Genomic DNA, 15,330 nt, shown 5'->3' on the forward strand with positions numbered 1-15,330 from the left:
GATGCGGCCGCTGTATCGATATCTTGCTGTTACGTGATTGAAAGCATACAACAAGCCGTATACAAGGGTATACTGTGAAGAGGAGTTCATGTCTAGCAGCCAAACAAAATGTAGGCGGGGAGGAAATGCTCTCTTGAGAGCATGACGCGATTGTTATGAAAAGTGAGCTTGTTTACAAGATTCCCAAAACGCTGCTAAATAAAGGTACGGGCTTTCTGGCTAATTACAGCCATTCTCTCAATCCTTACGCCGGTTGTGCATTCGGCTGCTCCTACTGTTATGTTCGCCAGATGCCGGTGGCGACTTTCCGCAAGCAGGAATGGGGAACATGGGTCGATATTAAGCAAGAAGCAGCCGAGCTGCTTCGCAAAGAGCTTCATCGGGCTAAGGCTAAAGGGAAGGTTACGATATTCATGTCATCCAGTACTGACCCGTACCAGCCTGTCGAGCAGAAGGAGAGGGTCACCCGATCCTTATTAGAGGTCATGGTTGAAGATCCGCCTGATTTTCTGCTCGTGCAGACCCGGAGTCCGCTTGTCCGAAGAGATATTGATCTGCTGCAGCAGCTTAAGGATCGGGTGCGGGTCAGTATGACTGTCGAGACGGACCGGGACGAGATCAGGAAACATTTTACGCCCGGTGCACCTCCGATCAAGGTAAGATTGCAGGCATTGCAGTTGCTGGCGGACGCGGGGGTGCCGGCTCAGGCCACCATCGCTCCAATATTGCCTAGCAGCGAAGCGTTCCCCCATCTGCTGCTCCCCTTGGTCAGCCGTGTCTGCGTGGACGACTATTATATGGGCGACGGCAGCGGCGGCAAGCGGACGAGCCGGCTCGGCATGCATGTATTATACGAGCAGCTCGGCTTGTTAGAATGGTATGATCCGTCCGCCTACCGAATTGTGTATGACAGATTTCAACGCGTCTTTCCCGAAGGACAAGTTCTCCTTAGCCAGGAGGGCTTTGCTCCATAGGAATTGATATGATTAGAGTGCCGGCAGCAGGTGAATACTATCAGGGAACAGTCCTCCTTGAAGGATTGTTCCTTTTCTTCTCTTATGTAAATTCTTGTATTCCTATTTAATGAATAAGAGGTTACAATTCGGATATCCCGTTTGATCGTTGAAGGAGGAATTAGGTGACGACTGGCAACCGTTTATATATTTCGGGGTATGTGCTTGCTATAGTGCTATCCGTAGCCGGCGAATTGATATGGCTGGGCGATCCGCTCCGATGGAGAGGACTATACTGGATCGACCAAATCCAGTGGCTGGAGCTCCTGCTGGTATTGATTCCGCTTCTATGGTTATTGGGAGCGCTCGCCGGACTTGTCACCGACCGCAGACCAAGCTGGCAGAAGCAGCTGCTGCGATGGCTGATCGTCTGCGGCAGCACGCTGGTTGCCGTATATCTCGTACGGGATCCGTACTCGTTGATCACGAAACCGATTATTGCCGGAGGCACCTTGCTGCTGTCCTTGCTGGATATCGCCGTGGAAGAGAAGCAGCGAAGAGCGGGATGGCCGTGGAGAAGTACGACACTGCTAGCCGTTATCGTCATCGCAGGTGTTGTATTGTTCTGGCCGACCAGCTATGAAGTTACATCGCCTGGCTTTACGCTCAATATGAATCGCTACGCAACTGTGGAAGACGGTGTGCCCAAAGGATCGATCGATGGCGTTCTCGTCATTGAACGGCCGGCGTTCCCGGTCGACTGGCTCTATGCTTCCTTGCTTCCCCATGTGCAGCTGAAGAAGAGAGATACGAGCATCTCCATTGGCGAGATTCAACAGATCGTCCGTCAACAACGCGTTGGCGCCAATCAGATCGGGAGTGCGGTAGCCTTTCAGAAATTGGGGATCGGGCGCGGGGTAATCCCCAGCGGCGTACAGGTTGTTAAGCTGATGCCGGAAAGTCCGAATTCCGGAATCATTGAACCCGGGGATATCATCGTAGCTATGAATGACAAGCCGATTGCATCTTTAGCCGAGCTAACCGAACGAATGAGCGGCGTTGAGCCAGGATCTGCCGTACACGTAACACTCGTACGCAGCGAGCAAAAGCTTCCTGTAACCATGAAGACCATCGCCAGCGATGACGATCCGAATCGGGCGATCTTCGGAATTCAAGTCGAGGATCATGTGCAGGTCGATCTCCCTAAGGATGTGCATTATCGCTCCTATCTCGTCTATCAGGGAGGACCTTCGCATGGAGCTGCTCTGGCCCTCACTATTATGGACCAGTTAAGGCCAGGCGGTGTAACCTATGGCAATCGGGTTGCGAGCACAGGTACGATTGACGCTAATGGCAATGTCGGTCCGATCGGCGGAATCGAGCAAAAAGGCTTCACGGTTGAGCGAACGAATGCGGATGTTTTTTTCGTGCCGGCCGGACAGGAGGATGAAGCGCGCAAGGGGGCTTCCGACTTGAATATCGTACCGGTGCATACGCTGGACGAGATGCTGGAATGGCTGAAAGCCAATTCCAAGTGGAAGCGATCATGAAGGCTTGCCGGGCGAATGGGTTAGAACGATGGAATAACGAACCTGTCTTAGGGAGAGGCGTATTAGACGGATGTTGAACGAGAAGCAGGTTCCGGACATGGGATCCCTAATTCTCGAAATTGCTCTCGATTTCTGAATGATGCGGACATATGATCCGTTATTTGTATAAAATCAATAGATTTTGGTTCTTTTTTCGCAAATAAGGGCTGCTATGTCCACATAACTCAATAACCTCCAATATTTCATCCATAAGCGGATCTAATGTCCGATGGCTAAAGGGCGCACGTGCTGCAAGCCAAGAAACCGGTAGGCGAGAGCTGAGAAGGTGAAAAAGCGATTAAATGCGTCATCGGCGATCAGAATAATCATCTAGCTAGCAAGCCCGATCATTTTCATAAGTTCAAGGGAAGGAATTCAAGCCCATTAGGCACATCTATAGCACAAACGCAACCTTGTCAGGTTGCGTTTGCGCCTAGTAGGGCTTGTATTCAAGCGTGTTGAAATTGGGTTTGGTACAATTTCGCGTATAAGCCGCCCAGGTAGAGAAGCTCCTGATGCGTACCGGTTTCAACGATTTCGCCTTGATCCAGCACGATAATTTTGTCGGCTCTTAGTATAGTGGATAGACGATGAGCGATGACCAGCGTGGTACATTCCTTCATTAATTCCTCCAGAGCAGCTTGCACATAAGACTCCGCTTGCGAGTCCAGATGAGCCGTTGCTTCATCAAGTTGTGTACAATAAGAAACCCGATTCCACTGGGAATCGGGTTTCGCTAACGCATCTATGGCAGGTTAGATTTCTTCTGCTTCTTCTTCATTCTCATAAGACTGGTTCTCCGTAAAGACCTCAGCTGCTTCCTCCGCGGAAAATTCGGTATCATCCGCTCCAGGAACAGGCATCTTGTTCGCCTTTGTCGACTGCACTTCCGCTTTGGTTGGCTGATTATCGCGATGGGACATCGTGAACCCTCCTTCATTATTTTCACAACAAGGGATAGTTTGCCACCCGATGAAAATTTTATGCAGCATTTGTAGGCGAGTTTACATAGTATTGAAGTAGGCGACACAAGATAAGGGGGAATAGATGAACAAAGGCAGGGGATTAATATCCATCAGCAAAATGAACGCATCCAAGAGCTTCTTGAAGCAAGCATTCAAATTACGGAGCATATGCATGAGAGCGGAATTACCCAGGAACAGGTCGAACAAATCAAGCAGGGGCTGCGCAATCAGGTCGATCGGATTTCCAACGGGGCTGGAATCACGTCAGAATTCAGCAGTGCTTTGGGCCAGCTGGAACAAACCGTGGAACAGCTTCGGCAGACGGAGGACGATTCCTACCGAATCGAAACGGACAATAATCCGGCTCGGTACGAGTCGCAATTTTTCGAGGATCAGCTGGAGCAATCGCAAGCATACCATCAGAAAATCGATTTCAAGAGCTTGGATAAAGTAAAGCGTAACTTGGAGAAGGTCCGCAATCTCATTAATGGGTGATCGTGAAAATAAGCGATAGAATAGGAGCAGGATGCTAAGGCGTTCTGCTCTTCTTCGTCTTGTGAAGACGCGTGGCCGTTCCGATACATTGGAGATTCCGGGCGGACAAGTGGAAGAAGGCGAGCCTCTCGACCAAGCCGTGATCAGAGAATGTCTGCGACGGCATGGAAGGTTATCGAAGCCAAGCATGCCTGTTTCGATTATTCCCGGATCGAAGCGAGCGGTGCGGAGCATATGCACGTAGAAGATGTATCTCTTGCCGGAACCAAGATCGCGAATGCCAATATGAGCCTGCTCGAGATCGATGGTGCTCAGATGGGCGGCGCTTATATCCGTAACATTGGCATTCCGAAGGAAGGCGATCCGCATTATAATCCGGACACCGCCAAGCTTCCCATCCGGTTTGAGCATTGCGAGTTCAGAGGCGGGCAATTTGCCAACTGCGATCTAAGCAGCGTCGAGCTCGTGGATTGCGATGTGAGGGGAATGAAGATCAATGGATTTCTTGTGGAGGATGTACTGAAACTTGCTTCGCAGAAATAGGTGATCTTCGAAACCGAAGCGACCGGTAGTTCCCTTAATATGAATAGGCTTGTATGTCAAAGTCTGCACCCCAGCGAGAGGGATGCAGACTTTTTTGTTATGTTTGACGAACATGCATAATTAAAAACCTTTGTATTGCGGTTCCTCATTCTCCAGCTGCTGAACACGAGATTGTACCTGTTGTACGATTTGATCGGTTTGGCCAGCTGCATTGGTGAACAGCGTCTTGGCTTCTTGGTTCTCGGTTGCCAGAGCGAATTGCTCCAAGCTAGCCTGCGCGCTCTTCAACGAGGCGAGACATGTTTTGACATCAGAAGATACGGTCATATTCACACCTCCTTTCCCTTAACCGCGCACGGTTAGAATCACAAAAAGTAACTTCCCACATTGATGCGGATTGTATGCATGGCTGTTGATTTTACAGCAGTCCCAGCATCGTGCCAAAAATGATATTTCTTCACCGTTATGGCAATTGATCGACCGTGTTGGTTTTGCAATTATGACGCACAATGATTGTATGATCTGACACGAATGGAGGAGGGATTCGATTTTGCCGGACTGGATTATGGTCGCCTTACGTACCTTGTTAGCCGTGGTTGCCCTCTTTTTATTGACGAAATTGCTCGGGAAACGCCAAATATCCCAGCTGTCCTTCTTCGAGTACATCACGGGCATTACGATCGGCAGCTTGGCCGCTTATATTTCGCTTGAAAGTGAACAGCAATGGTACTTGGGCATCATATCACTCGCTGTCTGGGTAGCAGTCTCGCTTGGCATGGAGTTCCTGACGATGAAAAGTAAAATCATGCGCGACTTCATCGATGGCAAAGCAAGACTGCTGATTAAGGATGGCAAGGTGCTCGAAGATAATTTAATGAAGGAACGTCTGACGGCAGACGAGCTGATGGAACAGCTTCGCAGCAAGAACATTTTCAAGGTGGCCGATGTGGAATTCGCGCTTATTGAACCGAGCGGTGAAATCAATGTCCTGCCGACGCGTGACAACCAGCCTTTTACCCCGAAGCATCTGGGCATTACGGTCGGGCCGGAACAGGAACCTCAAGCTGTCATTATTGACGGTAAAATGATGGATGAACCGCTGGCTACGATAGGGCGCAGCCGCGCTTGGTTGAATACCGAGCTTGAGAAAATCGGCGTGGCGATTGAAAATGTCTATCTCGGACAAGTGGATACTTACGGTCAATTATATGTCGACTTATTCGACGATCAGATCAAGGTGCCGAAGCCGCAGGCCAAGGCAAGCCTTTATGCCACGTTGAAGAAATGCGAAGCGGATATTGAGTTGTTCGCGTTAACGACCGATAACCAAGAAGCCAAACAGATGTATGAAGAATGCTCGAAGAGATTGCAGCATGTGCTTGCCAATGTCAAACCATTATTGCATCGATAAGGAGGGAGCATCGTATGTCCAGCAGCAAGAAGAAGAAATTAACGCCAGTTCAACAGGAATATCAAGAGCTCGCCAAGAAAAGGGAGCCTGCGCGGCCGATCTGGCAAAACTGCTTCCGGGCTTTCATTACGGGCGGTTTCATCTGTTTCATCGGCCAGTGCGTCTCCGAGATGTTTGTCCACTGGGCCGGCTTTGATGAAATCGAAGCAAGTAATCCGACTGTCGCCGTTATGATCTTGATCTCCGTTATTCTAACCTGTTTCGGCGTATACGATAAAATCGCCCAATGGGCTGGCGCCGGTTCGGCTGTCCCTGTAACCGGCTTTGCCAATACGATGGCATCGGCTGCGCTTGAGCACCGCAGCGAAGGCTTTGTTCTTGGCGTTGGCGGAAAGATGTTTAAGCTGTCCGGTCCGGTTATTGTGTTTGGTACGGTGGCGGCATTCTTCATCGGATTGCTGCACTGGATCTTCAATCCTGGTGAAGCTGGGGGGCATTAACGCATGCTGAAAGGTCATCAAAGCTGGTTATTCGAGAAGCGCCCCTCAATCGGGGGTGCGGCTACAGTCGTCGGACCCTTCGAAGGGCAAGGCCCGCTCGCGAATGATTTTGATATTATACACGGGGATATCAGGCTCGGCCAGGACAGCTGGGAAGAGGCCGAGCGAACGTTATTGGAGGAAGCGGCAAAGCTGGCCATCGAGAATGCAGGTCTAACGAAGGATCAGGTCAACTTTCATCTTGGCGGCGATTTAATGAACCAAATCATCAGCACCAGCTTCGCGGCAAGAACATTGACGATTCCGTATCTAGGCGTATTCGGCGCTTGCTCCACTTCGATGGAAAGCCTGGCAATAGCTGCGAACCTGGTCAATTCAGGCTCTGCCAAGCATGTATTGGCCAGCGCATGCAGCCATAACGCGACCGCCGAGAAACAATTCCGTTATCCGACGGAATACGGCTCCCAGAAACCGCCTACGGCGCAATTCACGGTTACGGGAGCTGGAGCATGCGTGGTTGCCTCGCATAAGGAAGGGCCATTCGTAACATCGGCGACGATCGGCAGGGTGATCGATATGGGCATCGCCGACCCGTTCAATATGGGAGCAGCCATGGCTCCCGCAGCTGTAGATACGATAGAAGCCCACTTCCGCGATCTGCGCATCGGACCGGATCATTACGACCTGATTATTACGGGCGACTTGTCCAAGGTCGGTTACGAAATCGCCAGCGACCTGCTCCGTAAACATAATATCCCGATGCAGAAAACGGAATTTAAAGACTGCGGCATGATGATTTACGATTACGACAAGCAGACCGTCCAAGCCGGGGCGAGCGGTTGCGGCTGCTCAGCTGTCGTTACTTATGGTCATCTGCTCAAGAAACTGCGCAATAATGAATTGAGCCGAATCCTGGTCGTGGCCACCGGGGCGCTTCTATCCCCCATCTCCTTTCAACAGGGTGAAAGCATTCCATGTATTGCGCATGCGGTATCAATTGAAAGCGGGGTGGAGCGATGATCTTCTTGTGGGCTTTTGTTATTGGCGGAGCAATTTGCGTGTTCGGTCAAATATGCTTCGATGTGTTCAAGCTGACGCCCGCTCATACGATGACCTTACTCGTCGTGTTGGGGGCTGTGGCCGATGGCGTGGGACTATACGATCCCTTCATTAAATTCGCCGGAGCCGGCGCATCGGTTCCGATCACAAGTTTCGGTAACGCCCTTGTCCATGGGGCCATAGATGAGCTGCATAAGCATGGCGGAATCGGCATTCTTACGGGCATATTCAAAGTAACCAGCGCCGGTATCTCCGCCGCAATCATCTTTTCCTTCCTGGCGGCCTTGTTTGTGAAGCCCAAAGGTTGAGCTTACGCGATGGGGCAGGATTATTTCGTGAAACTTATCGTATTTGCACGACGCAGGACTGCAGCGAATGAACGCTTGCAGTCTTTTTTGTTTGCTTCCTTCCGTTCATGTATCGTACAAGATAAAGAAAAAGGAGCCCTGTTACAGGCTCCCTTCCGACGGTGTTTGATGGTTGAGTTTCTTCATTTATCACACTTCGCTTTATCAGAAAAACTTGGGCACCGCTTGCTCACTGCTCCGTTATGCACGAATCAATGATGGGCGTGTGTGTTTCAGAAATGCTCTGCAGCACAACCCCTCGCTTCCTAGGCTAAGTGATTAACCGCCAACCGAGCTCCGATAATAATCGAAACTAGCGGTTGAAGTTCATAAATTCCTCATGCAGCCCTTGCGCCAAATAGCCCAACGGAACCACACCTCTCTTCACACCGTCGATATCTATTTTGCACGGAATTGCTCTGAACATGCGCCCTTGAAGCAGGAAAAAAGTGGATGGCGGTTGAATTACGCTAAGTGAAGTCAGAATTCGCGTACGAGGGCAAAATGTGATCAAGCTCCGTCGTACCGTGCCGTACCGCGAGCGGATATAAGTTGAGCGAGGGGCGAAAATTAGCGGAGGGGGCAATTGCTATGCGGTTAAAGGAGCTTGCGGATTTATTGACGATCGCGGAATTACAAGGCGAAATGGATATCGGCATAACGGGCATTCGTATGAATTCTCAGCATGTACGGCAAGGCGATTTGTTCATATGCATTCCCGGTATTCCAGGATTTCAGGAGGACCGTCACCAATACGCGGCGGATGCAGTGAGAAGAGGGGCAGTCGCCTTGGTTGTCGAGCAGGAGGTCGGATTGGATATGCCAACCATTCGGGTGCCGGACGCCCGTTATGCCATGGCGCTCTTCGCCGCGCATTTGAACGGTTATCCGAGTCATGGTCTTCAGCTGATCGGAGTAACGGGAACGAACGGGAAGACGACAACGTGTCACATGATTGAATCCATCTTCATTCATGCGGGCCACCCTACGGGATTAATGGGTAATCTCGGAACGAGGATCGGCACGACCCTTATGGAGACCGAAATCAATACCCAGGAGCCGCCGGAACTGCAAGCGAACTTGAAACGAATGACTGATGCCCGGGTGAAATATTGCTTCATGGAGGTAAGTTCGCAGGGCTTACATATGGGACGCGTATTGGGCTGTGAATTCAGAACCGCCGTATTCACGAATTTAACGCAGGATCATCTTGACTATCATGGTTCGATGGACAATTATATGGCGGCTAAAGGATTGCTCTTCGCAAGACTTGCGCAATCCTTCGTGCCGGATCCGGCCAAGCGCAAATACGCCGTTCTTAATGCGGATGAAGAAGCTTCGGCCGTATTTAGGAAGCTTACAGCCGCTCAGGTGCTGACGTACGGCATACGAAATCAGGCCGACGTGATGGCGAAGAACATCCGATTAACTTCGCAAGGCACTTCCTTTGACTTGGTATCCTACGCCGGAACGGTAACGATCCAATTAAGGCTGGTCGGGACCTTCAATGTGTATAATGCGCTGGGTTTTATACTTCTCGGCTACCGGGTACCCACGATTGCAAAGCAAAAACACCCAATGGAACCGCATGCCTTTCACGGTTCGCTTAGGTGTTTAGTGGGTGGTCTACTGAGGGATCCAAATCTTCATCATCAAAAAAGCATCTTAATTGAGGTCCAGTCAATAAGACGCAATTTGATGGTTCATAGCAAGGTCCCTACGACGTATATCCTCATTGTCTCGCTTGCTTCAGTCTTCACTCTCATGGACGACTCCATAAGCATTACTGCAGGGTATTCAGTCGATCATACTACAGAATGTTTTGAAATCAGGAACGGAATTTAAATCATAATTACGAACAGCGCGGACAATTTTTTCTGTAGTAACTTGTTCATAATCCTTTGCTTCGGAATAGGAAGGGACCTGGAGGTTTTACGAATTGAGGGGTAAAAATTGTTCAATTATTTTCCTCATCGCATCCCGGTCTCCATATTGTGCATGTTGAACGAGAAAATACAACTCATTTTCAGTCATTTCTAATTCCCACCTTTGATTGTCATTGTTTCTTTCAATTCATAAAGCATGCTTGTTAGCGAGCGACGAATCACCGTTCAAGCCAGACACACATGTCGTGGAGAAGTTAGTCGGGCATATGATGACGCTGCCGTTCTATTGGTAAGATGGGGCAAACATTAATCGTCGGTTGCCAAGGTGCCGATTTCGATCAGCCGACAGGTTTTGCCGGCAAATGACCCCCATTCAGGACTCTCACCCTAAAGATGATGCCCATACTGGGCGTACTATAACAAAAAACGCAGGCTAAAAAACCTGCGTTTTTTCTATTCTAACCAACTATAATTCCCTGTACCGCTGGTTCTTTACCACATATTTGGGTCGGGATCCGGCGACTTCGGTACTCGCTGGCAAACAAAAGCCACTACAACGACTCCATTGAAATTGAACGTCTCTATGACCGTCTCCGGTGCCGTGTCCGGCGGGTTAATTGGGAAAACCGCTAGCAATGGAAGTCCCAAGATCGGATTACTAACCGTCATAGCCTCCATGGCAGGTTTGAAGTCGCGAATTCGGACCGGTTGCATCATGGTTTCAACAGCCCATGGCCTATGATTTTCAATCCGAAAGAAATGAACGGGTTCCCTTGTCAAGTTCAGCTTTTGGACGGGGACGATATTTAGAATCGGTAGGATATTGGCTTTCGCAGCACTGGCCTTTTTCTTCGTCACCGTGATGTTCCTCACTACAAGAAGACCGGTAATATATGCCGGTATCCGTCCCTGGCGAGGTATTCCGCCATCGGAAATAACGCTCTCATCGGGCATTTTCCAAAGCCGGCTTTGGAAAAATTCAGGCCTGAACCAGGAGCGTTTCACACCGACGTATTTGTATTCCAAAGACATCGATTCGATATCCTCGTTGCTTTGGTCGGAGCTGAAAATCCCCTTTAATTCAATAGGGGCTTGTTGTATTAGGCTATCGATCTCATCCTTTATCAAAGGCACCTGAATCCACGGCTGGTTCAGGTCGAAAGCATCACGGGGGTTAAAGAACGTTGCGCAGAATGGGATTCCTCGAGCCTCCGCATCCGGAACTTCAGAGAGGTCGATATCATTGAGGTAGTCTTGTCTGTATAAGACCGGATACTTTTTGACCTCCAAAATGTTCCGCATCATTTGATTAGACTCGACTTCGTTTTTTAACCCCAAGTTAATCCAATTCTGCATCGCTTGATCCTTGATATTACGCAACTGCTGCTCGCGGCCGGATTCCCAAAAGTTCTTAAGCCTTTTCCCTTCGTCTCCGGTGGCGTTTTCAACGGTTAATTTCTCGGCTAGATACGCTTCGTTGGCTTCCTCGTAAGCGATCTTATATGTGGTGTACACCTTTACCTTATCCGAAGGTACAGTTGTTTTCGTACCGTCGGGCTTAATTTGTTCATCGGTAAGGAAGTCTATAGCCTCCGCCAACTGCTTCACCTCTTCAGGCGACAACGTACTGTTAGCGAATTCAGCGTTGATCAAAATATCTTTCATTTCATTCCACAAGAATGATCCTGAGGGTGAAAAATGAGGCTCTCTATCCGAAGGGATGTAATTTATCATCCGAGCGAAATCAGCCATATAATGCAGCCGTTCCAGTGCAGACAGATCGCTCTGCTCCTTCATGAAGTCCAACGAGCGATAGGAATATGTAAGTCCCATTGGAAAGCTTAAAAACTGATCTTCTCTGTCGTAGATCTTCTTCAGCTTAACAGCCAAAGCGAGAGAGATTTTCTCTTCCATAACGGACCTCCCGGTAGAAGAATTTTTTCACCCGGTACCTAACGATTCCGACTTCTCAGTTACTGGGAGCCACCGACGAACTCTTCCGGCTTGATTTCCGGGTTCGGATTTGGAGATTTCGGAATAATATTGTTTATAAACCCAATCAGTTGGATGCCATCAATAACGATGGTTCCGCCTTCCAAGTGAGCCTTGTGATCGCGGCTTTCATGGCCCCAAGAATAGGAGCCTCCTGCGCTGAATGGTCCCCAGCCAACCCGCCCACCGGCCTGAATTTGCGAATTCATGTATTGCATCTGAGAGTCAGCTTCAGCAAAAGTAAATTTTACGTTACGTACGAATAACGCAGTCACTGGGTAAGCGACGAGCCGCCCAACCGGCTTTTCCGCCCCGTCTGAAATTTTCTTGTCGAAATTGAGGTCCCAAAGCTTATCAAGAGTCCAAGCCCTCATATTGAAAAAACCAGGTTCGAACCATGGACGACTGATTGGGATTTGGACGAACTCAAATTCCGCACTAAAATTCGTGGATTTTTGATTCTCCGAAGCCTCAATCCTAGAGCCGCTGGCCTGCGCACCAATAGAAAACAAGCCGAACGAAGCGGAGGCGCCACCGCCCCACTGATTGGTTTTCTTGTCATTAAAGGTTTCAAAATCCCCTTCATAATAAGTAAAGCGCGTCCATCCCGGACTCGTTGCGAAATTCCCTGGGAGCAGGGTTGTGTATAAAAAATCACTACCACCGTCTACTGGACTTGTTAGGAGACCGTTTTTGAATTTATTGATCAAATCCTCCTTGTACAATACCATACTCTTTGAAGTCACTTGTTCGATGTAGCTAGTGATATCCTCGTAATCATTCTTAAAACCTTCAGAAACCCAAGCCAGGTAGGCCGCTTCCATTTTTTTTCTTTTCGCCTTTGACTTGTTTGCAAACTCGCTGACTCTTCGGATGGCCTCAGGATCACTCCCACGAGAGCTTTGGGCGTTGAGCAAAAGATCCATGTATTCGTCTACTTCATCAATGTACTTAGCCATAAGCGTATTATAGGCAACTGTCAAGGGTCCGGGTTCGGTGACGGTCTTCTTATGTCCGGCAGGGGTGTCCACTTCCTTGGTTACAGTAAGTTGATTACGGAATCGCTGCAGCTTTTCCTTCTCCTCATCACTCAACTCTTTGCTAACAACGCGACTATACTTTAGAACATCCCCGTAAACCGAACTGATACTGTCTTGGGTCGAAGTGAAGATGGTCTGCTGCATGGAGGCGTTGAAGAAGTCGTTGTTAACGTCCGGAACGAAATCCAGCAGTCGGGAGAGGACAAAGGCTTGGTGGTAGCGTTCTTTCGTTTTGTCTGCATCTTCAGCGATCAAACCTTGAGCACAGTAGTCGAAATCGTTCGGAAGAAACGGAATTCCCGGAAGCAACCAAGTAACAAATTTATTTCTAGGTATCTTGATGTTCTCGTCTTCACCGGTCACGGTAGCGTAAAGCTTAGCAATCAAATTTCGCATGAGATCTGCAGAATTGTCTTTTGGCATACTTAGTCCTCCTTGGTTGAATACACTCAGCTAATTTTCTAATGTTTTTATTGGATGATAGTATGTTGCTATGAGAAAGCATATTTTATTCTTATTTAAGTCGCTTTCAACCTCCCTTATGTCAAGCAGGTGATCGTACAGGAAAATGAACCATCTGAATCCGTTCTGAAACGATAAGCGGAAAACGTTCTGAACGTTTCTTCGAATCAATGCCCTCCAGCAGGATCAATTATGCGAAGCAAGGTTCCATCCGGTGTGCCGTCTCCTGAAATTCCCGAAATGATCCGGGCATGGATCGAAAAATTGGCTGTCGGGTCTTCATCTGTTGTTGCCCATAACGGATCGTAAAGTTTTAACAAATACTCGATACCATCGACGGAATAATTCATAGGGGCTTCACCTAATAACCCGGCTGCTGAAAGGCAGGTCGTTTTTTTTCGATGCACTTAATCCTTCATTATTTAAAAAAATCCTTCGATAAATCTCGCCGACTGTGTTCATTGCATCCTCGATCGTATGGCTCGTTTGATCTCTCCAGCTGATCAACATCGTCGTTACTGTAGCCCAACACGTCAAGGATGAAGGTTAAGTGATCTCTGGTATAATACCTAGTACCTCATAATCAAACATTTCATTCGCTCCTTTTTAAATGAATACATAATTTTCGCCCCGATATTTACTTTTAATAATATTTTATGCATTTTAATGATAATTGCATGATTTTAAAATAAATGTAAATAATTTACTGAAAAAGTGTTTTTAAAGGAGTGTAAATAACCGATGCAAACTCGCTCAGACGAGAATGTGAAAGGGATTGACGTATCACATTGGGAAGGAGATATTGATTGGAGCAAAGTGAGGTCGGAAGAAGTTCAATTCGCCTATATAAAAGCGTCCGAAAATACAACAAGCATAGATCCCAATTTTTCCAAGAACATTGAAGAAGCTAAAAAAGCCGGTTTATTGGTCGGAGCGTATCATTTTGCCAGACCCGAAAAGTACAGTGCTGAAGATGAAGCAAAGCATTTCGTCAAGTTATTAAAAAGTAATCCAACCGATTTGATGCCTGTATTAGACCTAGAGTCGCCTAAAGATCCAAACAAGATTAGCGTTTCTGATCTTGTTCAATGGGTCCGTACGTTTGTAGATTATGTAAAAAAAGAAACTGGCCGGCAGGTAATGCTTTACACCGGCAATTGGTTCATCGATCTTTATCAGCAGTTTCAATACGATTTATCCGATCTTCCAATTTGGATTGCTAACTATGGCAATATTTCGGCACCGCCTGACGGCGGGGGGTGGACGCAATGGACGGTTTGGCAATATACCGAAAACGGTAAAGTGGACGGAATCGATGATAACGTCGACCTAAACGCAGCGGTTTCATTAGTTGCACTTAAAGGTTAAACCTACTGGATGTTACATTCGGTACAGCTCACATAGAGAGATCACCGACCCGGCAGCAGGTGAATATGCAGAAGATCACTACCGTATTCGGCTGCGGCGGAGACCGGGACCGTACGAAACGGCCTGTGATGGGGAAGATCGCAGCTCATTACAGCGATTATGTTATTGTCACGTCCGATAATCCGCGCTCTGAGGAATCGGGTCAAATCTTGGCTGACATCGAGGAAGGGCTGCGCGAAGCCGGTTATCCAGCGGATCGATATGAGCTCATCGAAGACCGGAAGCAGGCCGTATGGAGAGCAATACAAGCCGCCGAACCCTCCGATGTCGTTCTTCTTGCAGGCAAAGGTCACGAGACGTATCAGGTTCTGGAGGACACCACCGTTCATTTTGACGACCGAAAGAAGAGGCACGGGAAGCGATTCGCGGGTCGGCGCGCGGATGGGGGAAGGAAGCTAGAATATAACGACTAACGTGGATACGTTACGGACATGAGATCCGCTGGTATAGTATATTCTTGCGGACATAGGATCAGATCCGCTATTCGGCTGATTATAAGCTGATTCCCACGATTTCATTGCCAATAACGCATCGTATGACCGTAAGATGTCAAGTATGAGTTTTTTTAAGGATTAAGCGTATCTTGTGTCCGTTAGCAAAAGCAAACCAATTCGATCAGCATGCAGCGCAGCATCGTGCGCTGGGAGCCGCGTGCAAATG

17 protein-coding genes and 2 pseudogenes are annotated in these 15,330 nt (G+C 48.5%); 12 read left to right on the top strand and 7 right to left on the bottom strand.

Annotation, left to right across the window (positions count from 1 at the left end; genetic code table 11):
• Positions 1-155: 155 nt before the first annotated feature.
• A complete protein-coding gene (locus tag L1F29_RS14610; RefSeq protein ID WP_258389029.1) occupies positions 156-974 on the top strand; it encodes an SPL family radical SAM protein in 819 nt (272 codons plus the stop codon).
• 164 nt (positions 975-1,138) lie between these two features.
• Entirely contained in the window at positions 1,139-2,503 is a 1,365-nt protein-coding gene (locus L1F29_RS14615) for a PDZ domain-containing protein (protein ID WP_258389030.1), read from the top strand.
• Between the two features lie 488 nt (positions 2,504-2,991).
• Here the strand turns inward: L1F29_RS14615 and L1F29_RS14620 are convergent.
• Positions 2,992-3,234 (bottom strand): annotated as a pseudogene (locus L1F29_RS14620) (ABC transporter ATP-binding protein); the annotation flags it as partial.
• Between the two features lie 63 nt (positions 3,235-3,297).
• Positions 3,298-3,465, bottom strand: a complete 168-nt coding sequence (locus L1F29_RS14625) for a hypothetical protein (RefSeq protein WP_258389031.1) — start codon at positions 3,463-3,465, stop codon at positions 3,298-3,300.
• A gap of 210 nt (positions 3,466-3,675) precedes the next feature.
• On the opposite strand from L1F29_RS14625, the gene L1F29_RS14630 reads away from it, so the two are divergent.
• From L1F29_RS14630 to L1F29_RS34655, 3 genes and pseudogenes are all read left to right on the top strand, one after another.
• Entirely contained in the window at positions 3,676-4,002 is a 327-nt protein-coding gene (locus tag L1F29_RS14630; protein WP_258389032.1) for a hypothetical protein, read from the top strand.
• A 58-nt stretch (positions 4,003-4,060) separates the two neighbouring features.
• Positions 4,061-4,186: pseudogene (locus L1F29_RS34400) on the top strand (DNA mismatch repair protein MutT); the annotation flags it as partial.
• The gene (locus tag L1F29_RS34655) at positions 4,153-4,545 is read left to right on the top strand and encodes a pentapeptide repeat-containing protein (RefSeq protein ID WP_258389033.1); all 393 of its coding nucleotides are present in this window, start codon (positions 4,153-4,155) and stop codon (positions 4,543-4,545) included. The pseudogene L1F29_RS34400 and the gene L1F29_RS34655, both read left to right, overlap by 34 nt.
• Before the next feature lie 120 nt (positions 4,546-4,665).
• On the opposite strand, the gene L1F29_RS14645 is transcribed toward L1F29_RS34655, so the two are convergent.
• A complete protein-coding gene (locus L1F29_RS14645) occupies positions 4,666-4,872 on the bottom strand; it encodes a DUF1657 domain-containing protein (protein WP_258389034.1) in 207 nt (68 codons plus the stop codon).
• Positions 4,873-5,095: 223 nt separating this feature from the next.
• Between L1F29_RS14645 and L1F29_RS14650 the strand changes: the two genes are divergently transcribed.
• From L1F29_RS14650 to L1F29_RS14670, 5 genes are all read left to right on the top strand, one after another.
• Positions 5,096-5,956, top strand: coding sequence for a DUF421 domain-containing protein (locus L1F29_RS14650; RefSeq protein WP_258389035.1), 861 nt, complete (start codon positions 5,096-5,098; stop codon positions 5,954-5,956).
• Between the two features lie 14 nt (positions 5,957-5,970).
• Positions 5,971-6,456 carry a stage V sporulation protein AC gene (gene spoVAC / locus L1F29_RS14655; protein ID WP_258389036.1) on the top strand — a complete coding sequence of 162 codons (486 nt, stop codon included), beginning with the start codon at positions 5,971-5,973 and terminating at the stop codon, positions 6,454-6,456.
• Between the two features lie 3 nt (positions 6,457-6,459).
• On the top strand, positions 6,460-7,476 hold the full coding sequence (gene spoVAD, locus L1F29_RS14660) for a stage V sporulation protein AD (protein WP_258389037.1): 1,017 nt from the start codon (positions 6,460-6,462) through the stop codon (positions 7,474-7,476).
• Complete coding sequence (spoVAE, locus tag L1F29_RS14665; protein WP_258389038.1) at positions 7,473-7,823, top strand: stage V sporulation protein AE; 351 nt, start codon at positions 7,473-7,475, stop codon at positions 7,821-7,823. Before spoVAD ends, spoVAE begins: the two co-directional genes overlap by 4 nt.
• A gap of 630 nt (positions 7,824-8,453) precedes the next feature.
• Positions 8,454-9,707 (top strand): Mur ligase family protein, encoded by a 1,254-nt coding sequence (locus L1F29_RS14670; RefSeq protein WP_258389039.1) that lies wholly within the window; start codon positions 8,454-8,456, stop codon positions 9,705-9,707.
• A 533-nt stretch (positions 9,708-10,240) separates the two neighbouring features.
• Here the strand turns inward: L1F29_RS14670 and L1F29_RS14675 are convergent.
• From L1F29_RS14675 to L1F29_RS34410, 4 genes are all read right to left on the bottom strand, one after another.
• Positions 10,241-11,662, bottom strand: coding sequence for a hypothetical protein (locus tag L1F29_RS14675; protein ID WP_258389040.1), 1,422 nt, complete (start codon positions 11,660-11,662; stop codon positions 10,241-10,243).
• Positions 11,663-11,721: 59 nt separating this feature from the next.
• Positions 11,722-13,203: a hypothetical protein gene (locus L1F29_RS14680; RefSeq protein WP_258389041.1), complete on the bottom strand. Its 1,482-nt coding sequence runs from the start codon at positions 13,201-13,203 to the stop codon at positions 11,722-11,724.
• 206 nt (positions 13,204-13,409) lie between these two features.
• Positions 13,410-13,592: a papain-like cysteine protease family protein gene (locus L1F29_RS14685; protein WP_258389042.1), complete on the bottom strand. Its 183-nt coding sequence runs from the start codon at positions 13,590-13,592 to the stop codon at positions 13,410-13,412.
• A gap of 7 nt (positions 13,593-13,599) precedes the next feature.
• Entirely contained in the window at positions 13,600-13,752 is a 153-nt protein-coding gene (locus tag L1F29_RS34410) for a hypothetical protein (protein WP_373876508.1), read from the bottom strand.
• Positions 13,753-13,983: 231 nt separating this feature from the next.
• On the opposite strand from L1F29_RS34410, the gene L1F29_RS14690 reads away from it, so the two are divergent.
• Entirely contained in the window at positions 13,984-14,610 is a 627-nt protein-coding gene (locus L1F29_RS14690; RefSeq protein WP_258389043.1) for a glycoside hydrolase family 25 protein, read from the top strand.
• A 65-nt stretch (positions 14,611-14,675) separates the two neighbouring features.
• Complete coding sequence (locus tag L1F29_RS14695; RefSeq protein ID WP_258389044.1) at positions 14,676-15,083, top strand: glutamate ligase domain-containing protein; 408 nt, start codon at positions 14,676-14,678, stop codon at positions 15,081-15,083.
• Positions 15,084-15,330: the final 247 nt, after the last annotated feature.

This window comes from Paenibacillus spongiae, from assembly GCF_024734895.1.
Taxonomy (GTDB): domain Bacteria; phylum Bacillota; class Bacilli; order Paenibacillales; family Paenibacillaceae; genus Paenibacillus_Z; species Paenibacillus_Z spongiae.

Coding starts and splice junctions, on each gene's coding strand:
- L1F29_RS14610 (WP_258389029.1), top strand. CDS start 156: ATGAAAAGTGAGCTTGTTTACAAGATTCCCAAAACGCTGCTAAATAAA.
- L1F29_RS14625 (WP_258389031.1), bottom strand. CDS start 3,465: ATGTCCCATCGCGATAATCAGCCAACCAAAGCGGAAGTGCAGTCGACA.
- L1F29_RS14630 (WP_258389032.1), top strand. CDS start 3,676: ATGCATGAGAGCGGAATTACCCAGGAACAGGTCGAACAAATCAAGCAG.
- L1F29_RS34655 (WP_258389033.1), top strand. CDS start 4,153: ATGTCTGCGACGGCATGGAAGGTTATCGAAGCCAAGCATGCCTGTTTC.
- L1F29_RS14645 (WP_258389034.1), bottom strand. CDS start 4,872: ATGACCGTATCTTCTGATGTCAAAACATGTCTCGCCTCGTTGAAGAGC.
- spoVAC (WP_258389036.1), top strand. CDS start 5,971: ATGTCCAGCAGCAAGAAGAAGAAATTAACGCCAGTTCAACAGGAATAT.
- spoVAD (WP_258389037.1), top strand. CDS start 6,460: ATGCTGAAAGGTCATCAAAGCTGGTTATTCGAGAAGCGCCCCTCAATC.
- spoVAE (WP_258389038.1), top strand. CDS start 7,473: ATGATCTTCTTGTGGGCTTTTGTTATTGGCGGAGCAATTTGCGTGTTC.
- L1F29_RS14670 (WP_258389039.1), top strand. CDS start 8,454: ATGCGGTTAAAGGAGCTTGCGGATTTATTGACGATCGCGGAATTACAA.
- L1F29_RS14675 (WP_258389040.1), bottom strand. CDS start 11,662: ATGGAAGAGAAAATCTCTCTCGCTTTGGCTGTTAAGCTGAAGAAGATC.
- L1F29_RS14680 (WP_258389041.1), bottom strand. CDS start 13,203: ATGCCAAAAGACAATTCTGCAGATCTCATGCGAAATTTGATTGCTAAG.
- L1F29_RS14685 (WP_258389042.1), bottom strand. CDS start 13,592: ATGAATTATTCCGTCGATGGTATCGAGTATTTGTTAAAACTTTACGAT.
- L1F29_RS34410 (WP_373876508.1), bottom strand. CDS start 13,752: ATGTTGATCAGCTGGAGAGATCAAACGAGCCATACGATCGAGGATGCA.
- L1F29_RS14690 (WP_258389043.1), top strand. CDS start 13,984: ATGCAAACTCGCTCAGACGAGAATGTGAAAGGGATTGACGTATCACAT.
- L1F29_RS14695 (WP_258389044.1), top strand. CDS start 14,676: ATGCAGAAGATCACTACCGTATTCGGCTGCGGCGGAGACCGGGACCGT.